A 20563-nucleotide genomic window follows, 5' to 3' on the forward strand; every position below is an offset into this window, starting at 1 on the left:
AGTTAAAGGAATTCCATTGTACGTTCGCAGGTGCGCACAGCCTGGATGAATCGGCGCACCCGCTCAGCATCCTTTCTTCCGGGGGAGGACTCCACTCCGGAAGATACATCCACACCCCATGGGCGTATCCGGAAAACCCGTTCGGCGACGTTTTCCGGGGTCAAACCGCCTGCCAGCAGGACAGGCATACGCATTGCCAGCCAGCGGGCTATCTCCAGGTTGACTGAGGCGCCCGTCCCTCCATAAGCGCCCGGCTGAAAAGCATCCAGCAGATATGCCGGCGCAGGATGATGAGGGGGATAGAGCCGCAGGGCATCTTCCAGCGCCTGTAAACTGGCTGGACGGATGGCTTTGAAGGATTTCCCTGCCATGAACTGGAGGGTTTCAGGCGGTTCATCTCCAGAAAGTTGTGCCAGAGCCAGCCCGCAGGATTGCAGGATGGATTGCATCTCTTCCACAGGATGGTTGACAAACACCCCGACGCACTGCACCGGATAGCCTTTGAGGGCTTCAACAATGCGCATACAGGTTTCGGGATGAACAAAGCGTGGGCTGCCTTGATAGAAGATAAAGCCCAGAAAGTCTGCTCCTGCATCTGCGGCGATCAGGGCGTCTTCTCTTGAGGTCAGTCCGCAAATCTTGACGATCATGGGATTGCTCCAATCAATTCTTTGATTTTCTCGCCGGGTTTTTCTGCCGTGACCAGTGCCTCGCCGACCAGCAGGGCGTCAAATCCGGCATCAGCAAGGCGGCGGGCGTCCTCGCGGGTGTGGATGCCGCTCTCGGCAACCCGAACTATCGAAGACGGGATGAGTGGGAGAAGGTGCAGAGCGGTTTCCCGATGGACTTCAAAGGTGCGCAGGTCGCGGTTGTTGATGCCAATCACCTCCGGCTGGAATGGGAGAACCCGTTCCAGTTCGGCTTCGTTGTGGACTTCCACCAGCGTGCTCATCCCCAGATCGCTGGCGTAGGTCATCAGGCTGTGGAGCGAAGCCGGTGAAAGACAGGCGGCAATCAGCAGAACCGCTGAAGCGCCAGCAGCGCGGGCTTCCAGTACCTGCATGGGGTGTAAGATGAAGTCCTTTCGCAAAAGTGGGGGATGATGGGGCAAGGCGGCAAGCGCACGCAAATCGTCCAGACTGCCGGAGAAGAAACGTACATCGGTCAGTACACTGATCGCCGAAGCGCCATTTTGCTGATAACAGCGTGCCAGTTCGATGGGGTTGGCGATGGATGCCATGTGCCCGCGGGAAGGAGAAGACCGTTTAATTTCAGCAATTAACCGCACAGGCGCGCCGGCAGGACGTCGCAGGGCTTCGCGGAAGTCGGGCGGGGAGGGGGTGCGGAGAATGTCCTGTTCCAGACGCTCCAGTGGTAACGTTTGCAGGCGCTCCTCAATTTCTTTCTGTTTGTATGCCAGAATGGTTTCCAGCCGGTTCATGCCGCCACCTGATGGGTATATGCAATCAGCGCTTCCAGTTTTTGCAGGGCGGCGCCGCTGGAGAGAGAATGCTCGGCTTCTGCCAGAGCCCGGGTCAGGTCACCGTTTTCTGCGGCAATGGCGGCGGCGCTGTTCAGGAGAACCACATCGCGGCGCGGGCTGTCATCGCGGTTTTCAAGGATAGCGCGCAGGATGCTGGCGTTCTCGGCAGGCTCGCCGCCGCGCAGGTCTTCGGGTTTTGCCCGACGCAGACCGAAATCACGGGCATCCAGTTCTTCATTCTCCACCTTACCGTGGTGCAGTCGGCTGATGCGGTTGGGCCCGCTGGTGGAAAGTTCGTCCAGTCCTCCATGACCGTGCACGACAAAGGCGCCCTGCACCCCCAATTCGCCCAGAACTTCAGCCAGCAACGGGGTCAGTTTCCCGTCGTAAACACCGATGAGTTGATGGGTAGCGCCTGCCGGGTTCGTCAGAGGTCCCAGCAGGTTGAACAGGGTTCGTTGTCCCAGTTCCCGGCGCGGTGCTACTGCGTGTTTCATCGCCGGGTGAAAACTGGGGGCAAACAGGAAGCCAATGCCCACATCCTCAATACAGCGCGCCACCTGTTCGGGGGTGAGGTGAATGCGCACGCCCAGGGCATCCAGCACATCGGCGCTCCCGCAGCGGGATGAAGCCGCACGGTTCCCGTGTTTGGCTACCTTCCTCCCTGTCCCGGCAATGACGAAAGCCGCAGTGGTAGAAATATTAAATGTATGGGCTCCATCTCCTCCGGTGCCGGCAGTATCCAGCAAGGGGACGCTCTGGACTTTTACCCGACTGGCATGCGCACGCATGGCACGGGCGCTCCCCGTAATCTCTTCTACCGTTTCGCCTTTCATGCGCAGGGCAACCAGATACCCGCCGATTTGTGCGGGGGTGGCTTCGCCGCTCATGATAATGTTCATGGCTTCTTCTGCTTCCTGAGCCGAAAGCGACTGGAAATTCATGACTTTGGCAAGATATGGTTTGAGCATGGTCAATTCTCCCTTCGATCAATGCGAATGCGGTGCGGGAACGCGCACCTCTAGAAAATTTTTCAGCAGTTGTTTTCCAAACGGGGTGAGGATGGATTCAGGGTGGAACTGTACCCCAAAGATGGGATACTGGCGATGACGCAATCCCATCAGTTCTCCGGCTGAGGTAAATGCCGTGGCAGTCAATTCGGCTGGCAGGGGTTCGGCAACGATGAGAGAGTGGTAGCGGGTGGCTTCAAAAGGGCTGGGAATACCGGTGAACAGGTCTTCTCCATAGTGATAAACCGGCGAGGTTTTTCCGTGCATCAGGCGCGGGGCACGGATTACCCTGCCTCCAAATGCGGCAGCGATGCACTGATGTCCAAGGCATACTCCCAGAATGGGAATGTCCATGCCTAACTGTCGGACGATTTCGATGGAAATACCGGCATCTTCAGGTCCCCCGGGTCCCGGGGAGATGACAATGCGCTCTGGCTGCAGGGAGCGAATTTCTTCCAGGGTAATCTGGTCGTTGCGAAAGACACAGATTTCTTCCCCCAGTGCGCCAAAGACCTGCGCCAGATTGTAGGTAAACGAGTCGTAGTTATCCAGAATAAGTAACATGGTGTTCCTCCGGTTTTTCTGCCATCTCAATGGCCTGGGCTAATGCCCGGGCTTTGTTCAGTGTTTCCTGATATTCCCGTTCGGGGTCTGAATCGGCGACTATGCCTGCGCCGGCTTGCACGGAAATGGTTTTGCCGCACATCACCAGCGTTCGGATGGCGATGCAGGTGTCCATACTGCCGTCGAAGGCAAAATACCCCACCGCGCCAGCATACACTCCGCGGGGGTCGGGTTCCAGGTCGCGGATGATTTGCATGGCGCGCACTTTGGGAGCGCCGCTCACCGTTCCGGCAGGGAAGGTAGCCCGCATCAAATCGAAGGCGTTGAGTTCCGGGCGGAGTGTCCCTTCTACCTGAGAGACGATGTGCATCACATGGGAATACCGCTCGATAGTCATCTGTTCTTGCACCTGCACACTGCCGTAAGTACACACCCGTCCAAGGTCATTGCGTGCCAGGTCCACCAGCATGACATGTTCCGCGCGCTCTTTGGGGTCTGCCAGTAAATCTTGTTCCAATCGCTGATCTTCTTCCGGGGTTGCGCCGCGTGGGCGGGTTCCGGCAATGGGGCGGATGGTTGCCCGGTCTCCGCTCAGGCGTACGTGCATCTCCGGCGAAGCGCCGATGAGGTACAGGGGTTCTCCTGCCATGCCGCCGCTGAAATCGAAGTAGAACATGTAGGGCGAAGGGTTCAGGCGGCGCAGAGCACGGTAAATGTCAAATGGATGGGCGCTGGTGACGCGGCTGAAGCGTTGTGAAAGCACCACCTGAAAAATTTCGCCTGCGCGAATGGCTTCCTTTGCCTGTTCTACAGCATGGAGGAACTGCTCCCGCGGCATGTTGGCGTTCATCTGGAGAATCTCTGAGCGCAGAGACTGTGCAGGGGGAATCTCCAGCGGCTTTTTGAGTCTGGCTTGCAACTCGTTCAGCCGGTTTTCGGCTTCCCGGTAGCCTTCTTCACGGTCGAGACCGGGTTTCGGGTGGGCGATGAGGATCATCTTGCCAAAAGCGTGATCAAACGCCGCCAGTGTGTCGATTTCCAGAAAGAGGGCATCGGGGTACTCCTGTTGAACGGGTAACACGCCAGTACCCGGTTCAAAGTGGCGTACCATTTCGTAACCCAGATATCCCACCAGCCCGCCGCAGAAACGCGGTAATCCGGGCAGAGCAGGGCGCTTTTGAACACTAAAGATGTCTTCCAGACGCTGGAAGGGATCACCGTGAAATTGCTCCTCAGAGCCATCCGCCCCTTGCACCAGCAGATCATCTCCTGAAATGCGGTACACCCGGCGAGGGTTTACGCCAATAAACGAATAGCGGGCAACCTGCTCTCCGCCGGTTACGGACTCTAGCAGGAAAGATGGGGAGCCGTTCGCTAGTTTCAGGTAGATGGAAACAGGCGTTTCCAGATCGGCAGGCAGGGTGCGAACCAGTGGGACAGGGTTTTCCTGTTCGGATACGGGTAAAAGGGCGTTTTTCATGAGTTCTGTCATCACGTCTCTCCTGGTTTGTTAATCAAAAAACCTCTCCGTCCATTGGGACGAGAGAGGTTTCTCGCGGTGCCACCCAATTTAGGCTGGAAGGGGTTTTAATCAAAATCCCCGTCGTGACGACGACGGGGAAAAAAAGCCAGCCTCACTCATGGGGTACGGCGGTTCACAACGAACCGGTTATACCCTTTGCCTGGATAACGGCGGCAACTCCGGCGCGGGATACTTGGCAGTTTTGCCTTTCACCCTGCGGCTCTGGGAACCATTCCCCTTCACGGAACGGGCAGGGCTTTCACCTTTTCCCTGCTCTCTGTACCGTCTTGGCGAAGGGTACTCTTTCCCTTCACAGCCTTTTCTTTGTTAAGATGTTGGTTATTTTATAGCAAGTTCGCCGGTAAAAGTCAAGCCCTTTGAGGGGTAGTTTTTTCAGGGTTTTGGGGATTCCATATCACCCGTCGCGACGGGGGCTCTTCCGCTTCCCGGAAAGCCATGAACAAGCAGTTCCCAGCCTTGAAGGAACAGACTGACCTGTGCCAGCGCCAGCCAGACCAGGATGAAGGTCATCAGCACACGGAAGATGGTTACCCAGGTGAGCAGGCGTTTTTCAAAGTCGAGCAGTTTCATCTGCAGATCTTCTACCAGAATCAGGTACTCCTCCACCACGTTCTTCATATCCAGAACAACTTCCTCAATCCTGCTCATCTGCCCGCTGATGGTTTCGAGTCCGCTTTCCATTTTCTCATTCTCTGTGCTGGCGGTTTGGACACCTTTTTGGGCGTCCTGCAATGCCGCAGGGATGTTATCCAGACTGCTGTTAACTTCACCGATGGCAGTGTGCAGGGCAACTTCAGGGGGACGAACAAAGTTGCTCAAAATGGGTACCTGACTCAGCCCGTACAGGAAAATATCCAGGGTTTGGGCGGCGGCTTGGGCGGCTTGTAAAGTCACCTGTGTGGTGCGAATAGCAGCGGGCAGCGATTCGCCCAGCAGGGTGTGAAATGCCTCCAGTGCGGGGGAAAACCCTTCCACGGTAGCAGTGACTCCATCCAGGGTCTGGTGAATGGCAGAGAGGGTGGTCTGGGCTTCTTCCAGCGAGGTGCGGGCGGCGTAAAGCCCTCTGGCGGTGTTGAGCAGGGTGCGCTCAGTCAGATCGCCGGTAGCGACGATGGCCGTACGGGCTTCGTTCAGAAACCGGTTGGTCAGGACAATCGCTGTGATGCTAAAAAGCACTCCCAGAATCGCCATACTGATAAGGGTGATTCCGGTGATGCGGCTCATTAAACTGCGCATCTTTCCCTCCTTTCCGGCACTCTGACGGAAAAAAGATCTTCCAAAAGAAAATTTATCCTTCTTCGGTAAAGTCATCGCCTTCGACAACTGTAATGGCGGGAGTTTCTTCGGCAGGATGTGCCTGACTGTCCAGCGTGTGGGTGGCAATCTGGTAATGGTATTTCAAGTCATCCCTTACGGTGCCTGCCCAGAGCGGTGTCCCATCAAAGTATGCGGCGCGGGCGATCATGTGGGCGGCGACAGGCGCGGTGAGAAATAAAAACACAATGATTGCCAGCGCCCGACTGGTGATGACAAAATCCTGAAAGTGAAGGATGGCGGCGAACAGCATTAAACCCACGCCCAGCGTCCCTGCTTTGGCGGTTGCCGACATACGCAGGAACAGATCGGGCATGCGCAGAATGCCTACCGAAGCCAGGAAAACCAGGAATGCTCCCAAAAAAGCCAGAATCAGAACGACGATGGAGATCATGTTCACCTCACACGCGCTGTTCAATGTAATAGGCAAACGCCACAGTTCCCAGGAATGAAATCAATGCCAGGATGATGGCGACATCCAGAAACGCGGGCTGATTGGCGCGAATCGCAGCCACCGATATGACGGCAATAATCTCCGCCGTGATCAGGTCCAGGGACACTACCCGGTCGGGAAGACGTGGTCCGTGAATCAGGCGAAACACGGTGAGGATGAACGCCAGCCCAAGCAGTCCAAAAATGATGTTCCAGCCTAAGTCTATGATCATTCAAACAACTCCTGTATGCGGCGCTCAAAATTGTCCTTGATTTTCTGGATAAATTCGTCAGTGCTTTCTAACCAGAGGGTATGCACAAAAAGAATTTTCCGGTCGTTCGAAACATCCAGCGAAAGGGTCCCTGGTGTGAGGGTGATCAGGTTCATCAGCAGGGCAATTTCAGCACGCCTCTTCAATGAAAGCGGGATGCCTACCACACCCGGACGCAAATGTGGACGGGGCGATAAAACCGTTGCAGCAACGCGAAGATTGGCGAGAAAAATCTCCCATAGAAAGAAGAGGATAAATTCAATAGCAAGCAGGAAACGATGAAAATATTTGATTCGCGGAAAGGAAGAAAAGACCAGCCAGAGGATTAAGTACCCGATCACAAACCCCCCGATCAGGTTTTCGGGCGCAAAATTGCCTGTCAGCGCTCCCCAGACGATGGCTAACAGCACGTTGAGCAAAAAAATGTTCATGGCTGTCCTCCAAGCACCATTTGAATATACATGGAAGGCTGGAGCAGTTGTTCAGCGGCTTGCAAACTCAGTGTCATGATGGGGTTGGCAAACAATCCCAACAACACACCAACAACTACAATGCCGCCCACTGCCCCCCACATATGGACAGGAAGTATGCCTTTTCCCTCGCGCCTGGCGGGTTTCCAGAAGGCTTCCTGCCAGATTTTGCTCATCGAAAACAGTGTGAGCAAACTTACCACCAGCGATACTGCCACAATGGCTCCCTGCTGTGCCTCCAGACCGGCACGTACCAGAATCAGTTTGGCAAAGAAGCCGGAAAAAGGTGGCAGTCCAGCCAGCGAAAGCGCAGGAAAGGCAAAGAGCAGAGCCATGCCGGGCTGGGTTTGGGCAAGATTCCCCAGAGACTTCAGGTTGAATGTGCCGGTCAACCGTTGAATCATCCCGGAAACGAGGAAGAGCGCGGCTTTGGCAATGACCACGTGCAGGGTGAAGAAAATCGTCCCTGCCAGCGCCAGTGGTGTGAACAGCCCCAGTCCCATGATAAGATACCCGATCTGACTGATAATGTGGAATGAGAGCAGGCGGCGCAGGTCCCACTGCGCGGCGGCGCCCAGCACTCCGGTGACCATGGTAAACCCGGCCAGAACAAGCAAGATGGGTTGCAGGATGGTGCCGTTGAAAGGGAAAATCAGGGTGAACACCCGCACCATTGCATATACACCTACTTTAGTCAGCAATCCTGAGAAGAGCGCGGTGACCGCCACAGGCGGAGTATGGTAAGAGGCAGGCAGCCAGAAAAACAGGGGGAAGATGGCGGCTTTAATTCCGAATGCAATCAGAAAGAGAGCAGAGAGCACTAAAGGTAGAGATGGATTGTCTATTTCACGAATCTGCACTGCCAGATCTGCCATGTTCAGGGTGCCCGTCAGACTGTAGGTCAGACCCGCGGCGATCAGGAAAAACGTTGAGCCGATCAGGTTCAGTAAGACGTACTTGGTGGCGCCTTCCAGTTGAGCCCGGTAACCGCCCAGTGCCATCAGGACAAAGGAAGCCATCAGCATCACCTCAAACCAGACGTAGAGGTTGAACAAATCGCCGGTAGTGAATGCGCCAAACACCCCCATGAGCAACAGGAAAAAAAGCGGGTAAAAACCATACCGCACCTGAGATTCGTCTATTTCGGTGAGGCTGTACAGGGCGATGAACCATGCCAGGACGCTGGTCATGGTGACCATCAATGCTCCCAGCAGGTCAATGGCGATGGTGATTCCAAAGGGGGCTCGCCATGCTCCCACCTGAAGGATGAGGAATTTCTCTTTCTGTACCATTGTCAGCAGTGCTATGGAAAGCGCCACAAACGAAGTGCTTCCCAGCACACCCAGCCAGCGCAACAGGCGGATGCGCTGCCAGAATATTAATCCCATAATGCCCCAGGCAAGCGCCAGTCCAATCGGGGCAATGCTCCATGCGTTCATGATGCGGCTTCCTCCTCGTCTTCCACAGGTGTGTCGGTACTGCGCATTTCGTTCATATCCGCATTCCCCAGTGACCGGTAAGTCTGTTGCATCAGCACAATGGCAAATGCCGTGACCCCAAAACTGATCACAATGGCGGTGAGAATGAGCGCTTGAGGGACGGGGTCTGCATATGGCGGTTGCAGAGCGGATTCGCCGGCAGAAATAAGGGGGGGACGTGCAGGCACCAGCCTGCCTGCGGTAAAGATGATCAGATTAACGGCATTGCTGATCATCAAAAGCCCGATCAGCACCCGCACCAGACTGCGTCTGAGCATCATAAACAATCCCCCTCCGAACAGCACCCCGGCTGTGATGGCAAGCAAAACGTTCATCGTTCATCCTCCGCAAGGTTCAGCAGGATGTGCAAACAGACGCCAATGACGACCAGATAAACCCCGACATCGAAAATAAAGGGGGTGCCCACCTTTCCAATCACCGGCAAGGGCTGTTTGAGCCAGATGCCTGTCATGAAAGGGTTACCCTGAAAGAGGGCGAGAACCCCGCTCAGCAAGGCTATTGAAAGCCCCACCGCAATCAGTTTGTCGGGGGAGAGGGGCAGGTGTGCGCGTGTTGCTTTTGGCGATTCGGCGATGGCGTGCAGGATAAAAGCCGCCGCCGCTACCAGCCCGCCGACAAAGCCACCGCCTACCTCGTTGTGCCCCCGGATGAGCAGAAAAATGGAGAAGATCAGCAACAGAGGCATTAAATACGCTACTGCGACCTGAAGAAGCATGGAACGAGCTTTCATTTGGTTTCCTCCTGACTGGAAGTACGGATGGCTTCGGTTTTGCCGCTTAATTTCAACAGGGCAAAGACGCCAATACCTGCCAGCGCCAGGACGGTAATTTCTCCCAGAGTATCAAAACCGCGAAAATCCACCAGAATCACATTGACCACATTTCTGCCCTGTGCCAGTTTCAAACTGTTTTCGGCATAGAAGGAGGTAACCAGCGAGTCGTGTGGTACGGCAGAGAGGGTCAGTACCAGTACGGTGACAAGAACCCCGGCGGCAACGGAGACCACCACATCCAGCACAGCAGGGGGACCTCCGCGGGTGCGGGTAAACTGCGGCAGGCGATAAATAACCAGAACAAATAAAATGACCGACAGGGTTTCAATGGTGAACTGTACCATTGCCAGATCGGGGGCAGAGTAGAGCAGATAGATCAGCGCAATGGTAAAACCCATCATCCCCAGCAGTGCCGCTGCTACCATCCGCGAAGAGGTGCGCGTCACGCTAAAGACCCCTGTCAGGATCACTCCCACCAGGATGACTTCATAAAACCGCGGCGGGGTAAAGGATGTCCACGGGAGGGAGTCGCTTTGAAGCAGAACAATTCCAACCAGCAGGATGCCAGAAAGGATTGTGACCATCAGGTAGCGGCGGAAGTAGCCATTTTGCAGAAAATTAGTTTGCAACGCGGCAAAGTGTTTCAACCCCGTCAGCCCGCGTTCATATCCCCGTTCAGGGCTGATGGGAGCCAGCGTTTGTAAGATCGTCTGCACAGCCGGCTGAAACCGCATGCGGTTGAGCGCTAACACAGTGCCAATCGCCAGGGTAAGCCCACTTAATGCCAGCATGGGGGTAAATCCATGCCACAGTGCCAGTTTGACCGGAGTGCTCTTAAGAAGTACCGCCTCTACAGCGGGCTGTACAAGCGCTTTGGAAGCAATTCCGGGAAGGAGTCCCAAACCGAGTGAAATCAGCCCCAGAAGCACAGGCGGTAGCCACAAGGTAATCTCTTCGCCGTGTCCTCTGGCGGTTTGCTCGTCCGGCTTTTTCCAGAATGGCAGGAATGCCACCCAGATACCCACTGCAGTGACACCCGAAAGGGCAATCAGCGCAATCAGGGCGTTCCCGCCGCTGGCGCTTTCCAGCGCCGCTTCGTAGACCAGTTCTTTAGAAATGAATCCAAGAGCGGGCGGCAATCCCAGCATGGAAAGCCCGGCAAGGACTGCGGCAAAGGCAGTGAATGGCATAGTGCCAGCCAGACCGCCCAGCCGATTCAGATCCCGCGTGTGGGCGCTGTGGTCAATTCCGCCCGCTACGAAGAAGAGCGCGCCTTTGTACAGCGCATGTGCCAGAATCAGGGTGATGGCGCTTTTGATGGCAAGAGAATCTCCCAGACCGATGAGGAAAACCATCGTTCCTAGCGAGGCAACGGTGGTGTATGCCAGCAGGCGTTTCAGGTCGGTCTGGCCCAGTGCCAGGAATGCACCTGCCAGCAGGGTAGCCAGCCCAAACAGGGTAAGCAGGGTATGCCATTGAGGGGTTCCACCGAGTGCGGGAGTCAGTCGCGCCAGCAGGTACACCCCCGCCTTGACCATGGTGGCAGAATGCAGGTATGCACTGACCGGTGTGGGCGCTGCCATAGCGCCTGGCAACCAGAAGTGGAAGGGGAACTGTGCGCTTTTGGTAAAAGCCCCTGCCAGAATGAGCAGCAATACCGGTAAGTACAGTTCGCTTTGCACGATTTTGCCATTCAACGTATTCATCACCGAGAGATTGCTGGAGCCGGTGATAAGAGTCAGCCCGACCAGCCCGGCAAGCAGAGCCAGCCCACCTCCGGCGGTGACTAACAGGGCTTGCAGGGCGGCTTTACGGGCTTTTTCTTCCGGATGCTCCAGACCGATCAACAGGAAAGAAGAAATGCTGGTCAATTCCCAGAAGACAAACAGCAGGAAGATGTCCTCGCTCCACACTACCCCCAGCATGGCGGTCATGAACAGGAACAGGAAACCGTAAAAGCGGTTTTCCTGCGGGTGGTGGTGCAGGTAACCATGGGCGTACACAATCACCAGTGCGCCAATTCCGCTGATGAGCAACCCGAACAACCATCCCAATCCATCAATGCGCAGGGAAAGGTTGACGCCGAGGGAAGGCACCCACGGCAAAGATACAGCAATGGCAGATTGTTTCTGAATGGTCTCGCTTATATTCCACAAAAGCGCCAGTGCTGCAAGTGGATACAGCAGAAAAACGGGCAGGCTCCACTTCCTCAGCCTGCGGCGTATCCATGGTGCAGTAAAGGTCAGTACGAAACCCGTCAGAAGCAGAATCATGAACCCCATAGGTGCTTTCTCCCAAAAAAACTGTCATTATATCTTACCGGAATTAGACACCCCATGCAAATATTTTTACAAGTCAATCCCATTTTCAGGGGTGTTATAAGGAGGAATTTAGGGTTATAATTCCTTATAGATAATCTTTTTCCAGAGAGAACAGAGACGTATGAGAGATCCTGAACAACGTTTTCAAGAATTGATGGCGAAATTGCGCGCCCGCGCTTACCGGTTGACCCCCCAGCGAGTGGCGCTGATCCGGTTGCTGGCATACAGTGAAGGGCACCCCGATGCCGCTGAACTGTACCGCCGCCTGCTTGACCAGTTTCCCACGACCAGCCTTGCTACTGTGTATAAGACCCTGAATCTCCTCAAAGAGATGGGTGAGGTGCTGGAGATTGAAATTAACGGCATTGGCGGAGAGGGAAGCCGTTTTGATGGCAATGACCCTGCTCCCCATCCGCACTTAATCTGTGTGCGCTGTCATCGCATTATGGATGGGCAAGTCAGTTTGACCGAGGAAATCTTGCAAACCGTGCAGGGACAATCGGGATACCGGGTGATCAGCCATCGGTTGGATTTCTATGGCATTTGCCCTGAATGCCAGGTGCAGGGAGTCAATTGAGTTAAAATTTTAAGGTTTCTAAAAGAAAATCATTATCCATAAATAAATGTTTTCTGATATAATAGCCATAGTTCAAGAAATTTAAAGATGGAGGATATGAAACTATGGATAAAGAAACCTTAATTGCTCATTTGAATGAAGACCTGTCTGGCGAACTGGGCGCCATCATTCAGTACATCACCTATGCTGCCAAAGCCAGCGGACCGTTCCGCCCGCAACTGGCGCAGTTCTTCCTTGCCGAAGTGCCTGATGAGCAACTGCATGCGCAGTTCCTTGCCAATAAAATTGTGGCGCTGGGCGGCGAACCGACCACAACCCCGCGTCCGGTTCCCCCGGCGCGTACCAATCGTGAGATGCTGGAAGCCGTGCTGGAAGCCGAACGCAAAGCCCGTGCCGATTACACCCGCCGCGCAGAAGAAGCCGAAGCCTTTGGCGATAAAGGTCTGGCGGTTCAACTGGAAAACATGGTGCTGGATGAGAGCAACCATACTGAAGAAACCGAGCGCATCCTTCGTGAGTGGCATCTCTAATTTTTCGTCCAACATTCTGTAACCGGGCAGGCTGTCTGAGAGATTTCGGACAGCCTGCTTGATTCTCTGGAATGGGTATAAAATCAAAATCATGCAGGGTGAAGAGCCTCTGTCTTCTCTGCCATGCCCAACTTTTCAGGAGGTGTATCTATGTGGAAAGAGTTTAAGGAATTTGCTCTTCGCGGCAATGTCATTGATCTGGCAGTGGGTATTATCATCGGAGGGGCTTTTGGCAAGGTGGTCAGTTCACTGGTCAATGATATTATCATGCCGCCGATCGGGTTGATTCTGGGGAAAATCAATTTCTCCGATCTTTTCCTGGATCTTTCCGGTACGAATCCCCCATCTCTGAGCGCCGCCCGGGAAGCGGGAGTGCCGGTGCTGGCTTACGGAAGTTTCATTCAATCGTTGGTAGATTTTCTCATTGTTGCTTTCGCCATCTTTTTGCTGATTCGGGCAGTCAATCGTCTGCGTGCACTTAAACCCGAACCTGCTACTCCCCCCGCACAGCCTACCACCAGGGAATGTCCGTACTGCTTCTCCACCATTCCCATCAAAGCCACCCGGTGTCCCCACTGTACCTCGCAGTTGTAAGAAAACAGGCATCCCCCGCAACCTTTTGCGCTTGCGGGGGATGCTTTTTAAGTTTTAATGAGATAAATTATTTGAAAACCATCGGCGCGGACTGGAAGGCTTTATGATGCGCCTGCATGGGAACATGAATGGGGTGGGGCGTTTCTTCCAGTAAACCCCAGCGCGATGCTCCCAGATACAGAATTTCCAGAATCAAATCGCGGTACGATAGCCCTTCTGCCTGGGCAATCACACACAGATCGCTGAAGCCGGGGGTCAGCCCGGGCAGGGTGTTGATCTCCATCAGGCGGGGATTGCCTTCGGTATCCAGTCTCACATCCACCCGCGAGACGTCCAGTGCGCCAATGGCGTGGTGAGCGCGGATTGCCAGCGTCCACAGTTTTTCTGCCAGTTCCGTGTCCACATCAGCGGGGCAGATAAAGCCGGGCACGCCCTCCTCACCGGGGTGCAGTGTCTTGGCGGCATAGCCGTACACTCCAGGGGTGACCGTATTCCGGTTGTCCACTTCCAGGATGGGAAAGCGGTGAAATCCATCTGCGCGGTACAGATGGGGCTTGGGCGACCAGCGGCGGGCATCGGCGCGCCCCAGCACACCCACGGTAAATTCCCGCCCGGGCAGGTAGGCTTCCACCAGCGCCGGTTGATGATACGCTTTTATAACCCACTTTACCCTGCGGCGCAGTTCGTCTTCATTGTGGACGATTGAGCCTTCATCCATGCCCATGCCGGTGCCTTCGCGGGCTGGCTTGACGAACAACGGGTACTGGAGATCTGGTTCTACGGTTTCCTCGCCAGTAACGAATTCCTGAAAGGGAGCGGTGGGAATGCCCAGATTGCGCCAGATGCGTTTGGTCATGGTTTTATCCAGCCCCAGGGCATTTGCAAGCACGCGCGAGGCGGTGTAAGGAATGCCCAGCATCTCCAGCAAAGCCGGAACCTGCGCTTCGCGGGCATCGCCGATGATACCCTCGGCAATGTTGAAGCAGATATCGGGCTGGTACTGTCGTAAACTGTCTAACAGCGTATGGTCGGCGGAAAGAAAACGGGTGACGTGTCCGTCACTTTCGATGGCTGATTGAATGGCTTCGATGGTTTCTTTGCGGTCAAATTCCGCGCCGGCGTCGGGAGGTGCCTGGATCGGTAACACAGTTTCCCCCTTCACGTTCGCGATCACTGCCACTCGCCAGGGGCGTGCCGGTCGCGGACGGCTACTTGGAGGCTTTTCTGGGTCGGGATCCAGTTCCTCTTGAATGAAAATTGTGGTGTCCATATTTTTCCTCTTCCTGTACTCAAAAAGAATTGACGAAGTTCGCTTCGTCAAAGACGGCATTATAGCACTATTTGTCCTTTGTCAAGGGCGATTTTTCGGTTAAGAACGGGTAAAATTAACCCATGCACTTTGGCGTCATTCTCCCCAATTATGGTGCGGGTTCCGGGCGGCTAGCCGTGCTGGATACTGCTCTGGCGGCTGAATCGGCTGGATACCAGTCGGTTTGGACAACCGATCATCTGGCGCTCCCGAGAGGCGATGCCGAGCGTTTTTCCCCTATACTGGAAGCCCTGATGACGCTGGGCTTTCTGGCAGGCAGTACTGCGCGGGTGAAGTTAGGCGTTTCGGCGCTGGTTTTGCCTCAGCGCAATCCGCTGGAGGTGGCGCGCGAGGTTGCCACCCTGGATGTGCTGTCCGGCGGCAGGGTCATTCTGGCGGCGGGCATTGGCTGGTCACAGGGGGAGTATGCCAATCTGGGCTATTCCTTTACCGATCGTGCCAGGCGCATGGAAGAAGCCCTTCAGGTACTGCGGACCTGTTGGCGCGGCAACCGTATTGTCTCGTATCAGGGCAGGTATTACCGTTTTGAGCAGGTGGATTTTGCACCCCCGCCGATACAGGCGGGGGGACCGCCGCTGTGGGTAGCCGGTAATTCTCCCAGTGCGTTGAATCGTGCTCTGCGCCTTGCAGATGGCTGGCATCCGGTGGGTTTGCCGCCTGACGTGTTGGCAGATCAACTGGCAAAGGTGCGCCCCCTGCTGGCGAATCGTCCCTTTAGCGTAGCAGTCCGTCTCAGTGTGGCATGGGAGCGCGAGGCGGCAGAAGGCGGCGCGCTGTGTGGTTCTCCCGAACAAATTCTGGAGATCCTGCGCCTCTATCAGTCCTCGGGGGCCACTGCATTTCTGTTACATTTCCTCGCCGACACTCAAAGCGAACGCGAACGGGCTTTGCGGGCTTTTGCACGTGAAATCATCCCGCATTTCCCGCGCGATGTGGAGATGGGATGAGAAAGACGCTTTTCCTGCTGGCTTTGCTGGTAACCCTGTCCCTGTCTGCCTGCGCTTCCTCTGTCGAACTGGTCAATCTCTTCACCCCCACGTTTACGCTTACCCCATCTGTAACCCCAACTGTCACCGAAACGCCTGCCTCAACGGAGACGTTTACGCCTTCCCCAACTGAAACGCTCACGCCTACCCTCTCCCCCACTGTTACCCCCAGTCCTACCACCACACCTACCGATACCATCACCCCGGGTCCCAGCCCGACGGACACGCGCACTCCCACCATCACCCGCACCCCCACGCGGACGCGCATCCCCACCCGCACGCGGGTGCCTTCCCGCACGCCGACCATCACCCTCACGCCGACCATCACCAATACACCCACGCCGCCGCCCCCACAAACGGCAATATTACGCCCCGGACTGCTCTCGCGGGTGGTTTCGCCCATTCAGACAGAGATCAACGTGATCCCGGGAGAGGATGGCATGGTGCGAATTGAACTGATTGGCGAAGATGGGCGCATTATTGTCCGGCAGGTGCTGGATTACCGCAACTACCGCGGACGCTCCATCACGATTTACCCGCAGATTCCTTTTGAGATTCAAGCCATGGCAGAGACTGCCCGCCTGCAGGTCATCACCCAGGACCGCTTTGGGCGTATCATCACTCTGATGTCGGTGGATGTGGTTTTGCTTTCGCTGGGCAGGGCAGAGATTTATCCCCCGCTGGTCACGCAGGAACCGTACATTGTGCGTTTTCCGCTTGAAGGGCAGGTGGTCAGCGGCGGCGTGTTATGGATCAGCGGGCTGGCACGCCCGGTCAATTCCAGCCCTATTTTGATTGAACTGGTGGACGAAAACGGCGCGGTATTGACCACCAAACTGCTCACCGTTGAACCGCCTGTTGGCGAACTCAGCCATACGCCTTTTGAGGTGGAAATCCCTTACCGGGTCACCACCAGCACACCGGTGCGCCTGACCTTCCGACAGGAAGGCGGACGCATTCCCGGTACGGTTGCTCTCTCCAGCCGGGTGATTGTGCTGGAGCCTTAACTGGAATCAAACAGGGAAAATCTTATGGAGAAGAAGCGTTTTCAACCGGGGTTCTGGCGAATTGTAGATAACGATTACATTGCCACGTTTTCCATTTACACCATTGGCACTTTATGGGCGGTGTATCTCATTTTCAAAGTCTTTGCGCTGGAATTTCGCGACGAGAGTTTTTATCTGATCCTTTCGGTTGTGCTGACCGTGGTGGGGATCATCGTGCTGGCATGGCGGTACTGGACAATCCGCCTGTTTTTTGAAAGAGGGGAACGCACCCGTGGCAGGCTGATCAAGAGCGACTTTTTTCGCTCCACGGGCTGGCTGGAGTATGAGTATACCCTCAAAGGGAAACGCTATCACAGAAAAGAGACGGTGCACCGCAATCCGCGCACCCGCGCTTTAAAAGAGGGTGACTTGCTGTGGGTAGTATTTGACCCGCAACGCCCGGAACGTGCCATGGTGGCGGATATTTACGAAGAGAGTCTCAAAAAGTAAATTTTTCTGAAGGGATTAAGCGCCACCCTGGGTGTACAGTGACGGGTCAGTGGGGGTCTGTCCTGAAGGATCCCATACATACACCCAGTCGCCTTCTTTTGCCCACTGGAACAGCCACGCCGAATCGCCGATAGACAGGTTGACACAGCCGTGCGTTCCGGGGAATCCATACCATGCCCGCCAGTATGCGCCGTGCAAAGCGCGCGCCTGATCGAAGTACATTGTCCAGGGTACATCTTCCAGATAATAGAAGTCCGAGCGGTCTGCCTCAAAAGCCCCCTGCATGGTCTCCAGCGGTTTCTTCTTGTAAATCTGGAACAGCCCCGGGCGGGTGTAGAAGGGTTCGCCTCCGCTGGCAATCATGGTGGCAAAGATTAACTGGTTATTCTCATACACTGAAAGGGTCTGGTCGTATAAATTGACTTCAATCCAGCGGTTGCCGGTTACCCCCGCGGGTGGAGTGGTGTTGATGCGCACCTGACGAATATAACGGCGTTCCACCCAGCGATCGAAGCCAATTTGATACCAGTCCGTGCCCTCGCGGTTGACGATCTGGTAAATCTGTACGGGGGTCTCGCGGTACAGGATGGGATCGACTTCCGGGCTGGAATAAGAAGGCGCGGTGCGGGCGCGGGTATGATCAACGATCCAGCCAAAGGAATTGGCGGGTGTCCGGTAGAACTGCAACCCCTGAAAACTGGAATACGCCGCCGGTGAGGCGCGCATCCATTCGCCACTTTTCAACTGCACATAAGGCTTGTCATTGACGCGTTGAACATTAATGATGGACACATAGCGCAGTTTACCGGCGTCAATGTAACGCACCGGGTTATTCCCGTTAACGGCGTCATCCAGAGTGCTGAAAAGCGGCGCGGCTTCGGTAGCGGGCAGGTTGATTTTGGCAATCGTCACCGGGCTTTGGGTGAGTTCGGCGGGAGGCTTGCGCGCAGGCAGAGGGCGCGGAGGGTACGTCAACCCATAAGCAGCCCATTCGGTCAATTTTTTCGCTGGACCCAGCGCCAGGCAGTCAGCCCCTCCGGGGTAGGCATCGGGCAGACACAGTGCCTCGCCGGTAAAAGGTTCAGGCTGGTTTTGCGCTGTGGCTGTCGAAGCCGCACCTGCCAGCCAGAACAGGAAGGTCAGAAAGAATACCACTAAACCTTTTCGCATGTGCAGAATTTTACTCGATAATCTTGTGAATGAGTGAGGGTCTATGGCTCATCAGGCGTCTGAATCTGGACGCGAATACCATAATAATCCTGGATGCATTGGTTCAACCAGTGGTTGGGGTCTGGCTGCAGGTCCACTTCTGCAATATGGCGATAGGGAGGCACGAACACCTCAGGTTTTCCAGCCTCCCGTGCCTGGGTGATCAGGTTCACCCGGGCATCCCATTCTGCGGCATGCAGGCGCATTTCCCGATGAAATGTTGTCACTGCGGGATAGATCAGCCAGCCTGCCCAGAGCAGTACACCCACGGTGAAAACCGAAACCGGAATCAGTAAATGGGTATTTTGCTTTCTCAACCACTCTCCCGCCCAGACGCCATGCCCAAATGCCGCTGAAATCAGCACCATTTGAGGAATGAACAGCGAGCGCAGGGGGAAGTACCCCATCAACACTGCCGAAGGGAGCAGCATGATCAGAATGGAAAATACCGGGAGGAAGAAGAGGATGATTTTTTCCAGGGGGTGAAGAGGGGCAAAGCCCAGAGATGGGATTGAATATCGTCTTCCCCATTGTATCCCCAGAAGGAATACCACCAGCAGAATCATCAGCGGGAAACCGCTTTGGTCGGGTCCGCCAAGCATCCAGTGGAAACTGGAGCGTATCAAATCACCCGTCTGGAAAAGAATCTCTTTCAGAGTTAAAGAGTAGCCAATTTCTGCCATGCGGGAGGTGTTTCCCGGCGCCAGGGCGACGATCAAAGTGCCGCAAATCAATCCCAGAACAGCCACCGCGCTCACCGGCATGGAAAAGCGGTTTTCCCCTTTCCGGGTACGCCATTCCAGCCATGTGGTCAGGGTCAGCAGCAGGATTCCCGCGATGGACAGGGTTTCGTGGAACCCTCCTGTGAAGAGTGCCAGCAGGAATAAGCCGATGCGCTCTTTCACAGATGCAGGGCTGGGAATCATTCGGAATACGGCTCTGAAGGTCAGCAGGAGAAACCCCAGACCGGCACAGACGCTCAAAGCGTGAAGTGTCCAGAACACAGATTGTACCGGATTGGCGGTGGTGATGAGGGCAAAGAGCGGTAAAGCCCATGCCATCCCGGCGGTTTGCCAGCCCTTTGCTACAGGGTACAGCGTGCGCATCAGCAGGTAAAGCGCGCCTCCGCCTGCGGTGAACAGCACAAAGATTCCCAGCGGGGCGATTCGTTCATCCAGATGATACGCCACAAAGTCCAGCGCATGGGCGGCAAAACGTCCGGTGATGTGCAGATAAGCATGCACATTGGCGCCTGCCCAGCCTTTCTGGTTCAAGAGGTTCAGATAGCAGTAATCATCGACGTAGAGGCGGTTGTATTGTGCGGTGACCATGCCGACAACCCAGCCCAACCCGGTAAGGAATATCAGCGGTACCCACGGCAAAAAATCCTGCCAGCGGGGGGAGGGAAGATGAAACCATTTTCCGCGGGGAACCGCTGTGCCAACCCACATCGAGAGAAAGAAACTGAGAAACACATTTCCCCACATGGCAGTCTGGATAACCCGGGCAAATTGCGGATCTCCGATGGGGATGTGCACGGCGCGCTCGGATGGTGACGCCGGTTCGATGATCATGTCCATGTGAGTATGGCGGGTGGAAACCTCTGCCAGGAGTGGGACCTCACTTTTCAGGGTGAGCGTAAGAGTCCGCCAGCCTTTCCCTTCCCACTGCAATCCCCCCGGATGGTCTTTCGAGAGTTCTAAGCGGACGCCGTCAGACTGAATCTGGGCTCCCCCTAGCCAGTTTACTTGCTGAAAAGATACATCCGATACGCCGTTGTGCATCCAGGTGACCAGCGCACTCGTCGCATTGTCCTGTAATTGGGTAAATGTAACCTCTACACGCTCAGGAAGAGCGAAAATCGCCATGGAAGGCTGTGGTTTTCCCAGAAAGACCAGCCCAGTAGTCCACAGTGCGAAGAGCGCCCCCCATCGAATGGGCACGTGCAGCGCCGGAGCGTTTTCGCGCTGATACCAGGTCAACAGCAACATCACCATCCCCCCTGCAACAAGTCCGCTTAACCCCAGTTGCACCCTGCTGACGGTGTGAACAGGCTGAAACACGAAGAGGTACAGGTTCAGCGTTAAACTGCCCCACAGAATCAGCACCATGAAAACAGGGGAGAATGCAGGGTTAAAATGCAGGAAATGCTGTTTCATGG

The 20563-nt window shown here is 55.3% G+C and carries 22 protein-coding genes and 1 other annotated feature; of the genes, 6 read left to right on the plus strand and 16 right to left on the minus strand.

Annotated elements, in window-relative coordinates; all coding sequences use genetic code 11:
• Positions 1-2: 2 nt before the first annotated feature.
• From LHF31_RS04750 to mbhE, 13 genes are all read right to left on the minus strand, one after another.
• Positions 3-650 carry a phosphoribosylanthranilate isomerase gene (locus LHF31_RS04750; protein WP_298002906.1) on the minus strand — a complete coding sequence of 216 codons (648 nt, stop codon included), beginning with the start codon at positions 648-650 and terminating at the stop codon, positions 3-5.
• Positions 647-1441 carry an indole-3-glycerol phosphate synthase TrpC gene (gene trpC, locus LHF31_RS04755; RefSeq protein WP_298002903.1) on the minus strand — a complete coding sequence of 265 codons (795 nt, stop codon included), beginning with the start codon at positions 1439-1441 and terminating at the stop codon, positions 647-649. The genes LHF31_RS04750 and trpC overlap by 4 nt, the downstream gene beginning before the upstream one ends.
• On the minus strand, positions 1438-2454 hold the full coding sequence (trpD, locus tag LHF31_RS04760) for an anthranilate phosphoribosyltransferase (RefSeq protein WP_303773702.1): 1017 nt from the start codon (positions 2452-2454) through the stop codon (positions 1438-1440). The genes trpC and trpD overlap by 4 nt, the downstream gene beginning before the upstream one ends.
• An 18-nt stretch (positions 2455-2472) precedes the next feature.
• Positions 2473-3057, minus strand: a complete 585-nt coding sequence (locus LHF31_RS04765) for an aminodeoxychorismate/anthranilate synthase component II (protein ID WP_303773704.1) — start codon at positions 3055-3057, stop codon at positions 2473-2475.
• Positions 3038-4549, minus strand: coding sequence for an anthranilate synthase component I (gene trpE / locus LHF31_RS04770; protein ID WP_298005377.1), 1512 nt, complete (start codon positions 4547-4549; stop codon positions 3038-3040). Before trpE ends, LHF31_RS04765 begins: the two co-directional genes overlap by 20 nt.
• Before the next feature lie 40 nt (positions 4550-4589).
• Positions 4590-4902, minus strand: a binding site (T-box leader).
• A gap of 70 nt (positions 4903-4972) precedes the next feature.
• Positions 4973-5836: a hypothetical protein gene (locus tag LHF31_RS04775; protein WP_298005380.1), complete on the minus strand. Its 864-nt coding sequence runs from the start codon at positions 5834-5836 to the stop codon at positions 4973-4975.
• 52 nt (positions 5837-5888) lie between these two features.
• The gene (gene mnhG / locus LHF31_RS04780) at positions 5889-6308 is read right to left on the minus strand and encodes a monovalent cation/H(+) antiporter subunit G (protein WP_298005383.1); all 420 of its coding nucleotides are present in this window, start codon (positions 6306-6308) and stop codon (positions 5889-5891) included.
• A gap of 7 nt (positions 6309-6315) precedes the next feature.
• Positions 6316-6579 (minus strand): monovalent cation/H+ antiporter complex subunit F, encoded by a 264-nt coding sequence (locus LHF31_RS04785; RefSeq protein ID WP_298005385.1) that lies wholly within the window; start codon positions 6577-6579, stop codon positions 6316-6318.
• Positions 6576-7049, minus strand: coding sequence for a Na+/H+ antiporter subunit E (locus LHF31_RS04790; RefSeq protein ID WP_298005389.1), 474 nt, complete (start codon positions 7047-7049; stop codon positions 6576-6578). The genes LHF31_RS04785 and LHF31_RS04790 overlap by 4 nt, the downstream gene beginning before the upstream one ends.
• On the minus strand, positions 7046-8527 hold the full coding sequence (locus LHF31_RS04795; protein WP_298005392.1) for a Na+/H+ antiporter subunit D: 1482 nt from the start codon (positions 8525-8527) through the stop codon (positions 7046-7048). Before LHF31_RS04795 ends, LHF31_RS04790 begins: the two co-directional genes overlap by 4 nt.
• Complete coding sequence (locus LHF31_RS04800) at positions 8524-8901, minus strand: Na+/H+ antiporter subunit C (RefSeq protein ID WP_298005395.1); 378 nt, start codon at positions 8899-8901, stop codon at positions 8524-8526. Before LHF31_RS04800 ends, LHF31_RS04795 begins: the two co-directional genes overlap by 4 nt.
• Complete coding sequence (locus LHF31_RS04805) at positions 8898-9317, minus strand: Na+/H+ antiporter subunit B (protein WP_298005397.1); 420 nt, start codon at positions 9315-9317, stop codon at positions 8898-8900. The genes LHF31_RS04800 and LHF31_RS04805 overlap by 4 nt, the downstream gene beginning before the upstream one ends.
• On the minus strand, positions 9314-11641 hold the full coding sequence (mbhE, locus tag LHF31_RS04810; protein WP_298005400.1) for a hydrogen gas-evolving membrane-bound hydrogenase subunit E: 2328 nt from the start codon (positions 11639-11641) through the stop codon (positions 9314-9316). The genes LHF31_RS04805 and mbhE overlap by 4 nt, the downstream gene beginning before the upstream one ends.
• Before the next feature lie 160 nt (positions 11642-11801).
• On the opposite strand from mbhE, the gene LHF31_RS04815 reads away from it, so the two are divergent.
• The 3 genes from LHF31_RS04815 to mscL all read left to right on the plus strand — a co-directional run bounded on the left by LHF31_RS04815 (position 11802) and on the right by mscL (position 13381).
• Positions 11802-12257 carry a Fur family transcriptional regulator gene (locus tag LHF31_RS04815; RefSeq protein WP_298005404.1) on the plus strand — a complete coding sequence of 152 codons (456 nt, stop codon included), beginning with the start codon at positions 11802-11804 and terminating at the stop codon, positions 12255-12257.
• Between the two features lie 104 nt (positions 12258-12361).
• A complete protein-coding gene (locus tag LHF31_RS04820) occupies positions 12362-12787 on the plus strand; it encodes a ferritin-like domain-containing protein (protein ID WP_298005407.1) in 426 nt (141 codons plus the stop codon).
• A gap of 150 nt (positions 12788-12937) precedes the next feature.
• Positions 12938-13381, plus strand: a complete 444-nt coding sequence (gene mscL, locus LHF31_RS04825; protein ID WP_298005410.1) for a large conductance mechanosensitive channel protein MscL — start codon at positions 12938-12940, stop codon at positions 13379-13381.
• Between the two features lie 67 nt (positions 13382-13448).
• Here mscL and LHF31_RS04830 read toward each other — a convergent pair whose 3' ends face one another.
• Positions 13449-14651 (minus strand): hypothetical protein, encoded by a 1203-nt coding sequence (locus LHF31_RS04830; protein WP_298005413.1) that lies wholly within the window; start codon positions 14649-14651, stop codon positions 13449-13451.
• A gap of 122 nt (positions 14652-14773) precedes the next feature.
• On the opposite strand from LHF31_RS04830, the gene LHF31_RS04835 reads away from it, so the two are divergent.
• Genes LHF31_RS04835 through LHF31_RS04845 form a run of 3 tightly spaced genes read left to right on the plus strand, consistent with a single transcriptional unit; the run spans position 14774 to position 17193 of the window.
• Positions 14774-15658: a TIGR03619 family F420-dependent LLM class oxidoreductase gene (locus tag LHF31_RS04835; protein WP_298005416.1), complete on the plus strand. Its 885-nt coding sequence runs from the start codon at positions 14774-14776 to the stop codon at positions 15656-15658.
• Entirely contained in the window at positions 15655-16704 is a 1050-nt protein-coding gene (locus LHF31_RS04840) for a hypothetical protein (RefSeq protein ID WP_298005419.1), read from the plus strand. The genes LHF31_RS04835 and LHF31_RS04840 overlap by 4 nt, the downstream gene beginning before the upstream one ends.
• A gap of 24 nt (positions 16705-16728) precedes the next feature.
• The gene (locus tag LHF31_RS04845) at positions 16729-17193 is read left to right on the plus strand and encodes a DUF3592 domain-containing protein (protein ID WP_298005422.1); all 465 of its coding nucleotides are present in this window, start codon (positions 16729-16731) and stop codon (positions 17191-17193) included.
• 15 nt (positions 17194-17208) lie between these two features.
• Here the strand turns inward: LHF31_RS04845 and LHF31_RS04850 are convergent, their stop codons facing one another.
• On the minus strand, positions 17209-18363 hold the full coding sequence (locus LHF31_RS04850) for a L,D-transpeptidase (RefSeq protein ID WP_303773711.1): 1155 nt from the start codon (positions 18361-18363) through the stop codon (positions 17209-17211).
• Between the two features lie 41 nt (positions 18364-18404).
• Positions 18405-20561, minus strand: a complete 2157-nt coding sequence (locus tag LHF31_RS04855; protein WP_298007092.1) for a DUF6056 family protein — start codon at positions 20559-20561, stop codon at positions 18405-18407.
• Positions 20562-20563: the final 2 nt, after the last annotated feature.

Source organism: Anaerolinea thermophila (genome assembly GCF_020723905.1).
GTDB classification, from domain to species: Bacteria; Chloroflexota; Anaerolineae; order Anaerolineales; family Anaerolineaceae; genus Anaerolinea; species Anaerolinea thermophila_A.

Coding starts and splice junctions, on each gene's coding strand:
- LHF31_RS04855 (WP_298007092.1), bottom strand. CDS start 20,561: ATGAAACAGCATTTCCTGCATTTTAACCCTGCATTCTCCCCTGTTTTC.
- mbhE (WP_298005400.1), bottom strand. CDS start 11,641: ATGGGGTTCATGATTCTGCTTCTGACGGGTTTCGTACTGACCTTTACT.
- LHF31_RS04805 (WP_298005397.1), bottom strand. CDS start 9,317: ATGAAAGCTCGTTCCATGCTTCTTCAGGTCGCAGTAGCGTATTTAATG.
- LHF31_RS04845 (WP_298005422.1), top strand. CDS start 16,729: ATGGAGAAGAAGCGTTTTCAACCGGGGTTCTGGCGAATTGTAGATAAC.
- LHF31_RS04800 (WP_298005395.1), bottom strand. CDS start 8,901: ATGAACGTTTTGCTTGCCATCACAGCCGGGGTGCTGTTCGGAGGGGGA.
- LHF31_RS04840 (WP_298005419.1), top strand. CDS start 15,655: ATGAGAAAGACGCTTTTCCTGCTGGCTTTGCTGGTAACCCTGTCCCTG.
- mnhG (WP_298005383.1), bottom strand. CDS start 6,308: ATGATCTCCATCGTCGTTCTGATTCTGGCTTTTTTGGGAGCATTCCTG.
- LHF31_RS04795 (WP_298005392.1), bottom strand. CDS start 8,527: ATGAACGCATGGAGCATTGCCCCGATTGGACTGGCGCTTGCCTGGGGC.
- LHF31_RS04790 (WP_298005389.1), bottom strand. CDS start 7,049: ATGAACATTTTTTTGCTCAACGTGCTGTTAGCCATCGTCTGGGGAGCG.
- LHF31_RS04835 (WP_298005416.1), top strand. CDS start 14,774: ATGCACTTTGGCGTCATTCTCCCCAATTATGGTGCGGGTTCCGGGCGG.
- LHF31_RS04765 (WP_303773704.1), bottom strand. CDS start 3,057: ATGTTACTTATTCTGGATAACTACGACTCGTTTACCTACAATCTGGCG.
- LHF31_RS04750 (WP_298002906.1), bottom strand. CDS start 650: ATGATCGTCAAGATTTGCGGACTGACCTCAAGAGAAGACGCCCTGATC.
- LHF31_RS04815 (WP_298005404.1), top strand. CDS start 11,802: ATGAGAGATCCTGAACAACGTTTTCAAGAATTGATGGCGAAATTGCGC.
- trpE (WP_298005377.1), bottom strand. CDS start 4,549: ATGACAGAACTCATGAAAAACGCCCTTTTACCCGTATCCGAACAGGAA.
- LHF31_RS04850 (WP_303773711.1), bottom strand. CDS start 18,363: ATGCGAAAAGGTTTAGTGGTATTCTTTCTGACCTTCCTGTTCTGGCTG.
- trpC (WP_298002903.1), bottom strand. CDS start 1,441: ATGAACCGGCTGGAAACCATTCTGGCATACAAACAGAAAGAAATTGAG.
- LHF31_RS04830 (WP_298005413.1), bottom strand. CDS start 14,651: ATGGACACCACAATTTTCATTCAAGAGGAACTGGATCCCGACCCAGAA.
- LHF31_RS04820 (WP_298005407.1), top strand. CDS start 12,362: ATGGATAAAGAAACCTTAATTGCTCATTTGAATGAAGACCTGTCTGGC.
- LHF31_RS04775 (WP_298005380.1), bottom strand. CDS start 5,836: ATGCGCAGTTTAATGAGCCGCATCACCGGAATCACCCTTATCAGTATG.
- mscL (WP_298005410.1), top strand. CDS start 12,938: ATGTGGAAAGAGTTTAAGGAATTTGCTCTTCGCGGCAATGTCATTGAT.
- trpD (WP_303773702.1), bottom strand. CDS start 2,454: ATGCTCAAACCATATCTTGCCAAAGTCATGAATTTCCAGTCGCTTTCG.
- LHF31_RS04785 (WP_298005385.1), bottom strand. CDS start 6,579: ATGATCATAGACTTAGGCTGGAACATCATTTTTGGACTGCTTGGGCTG.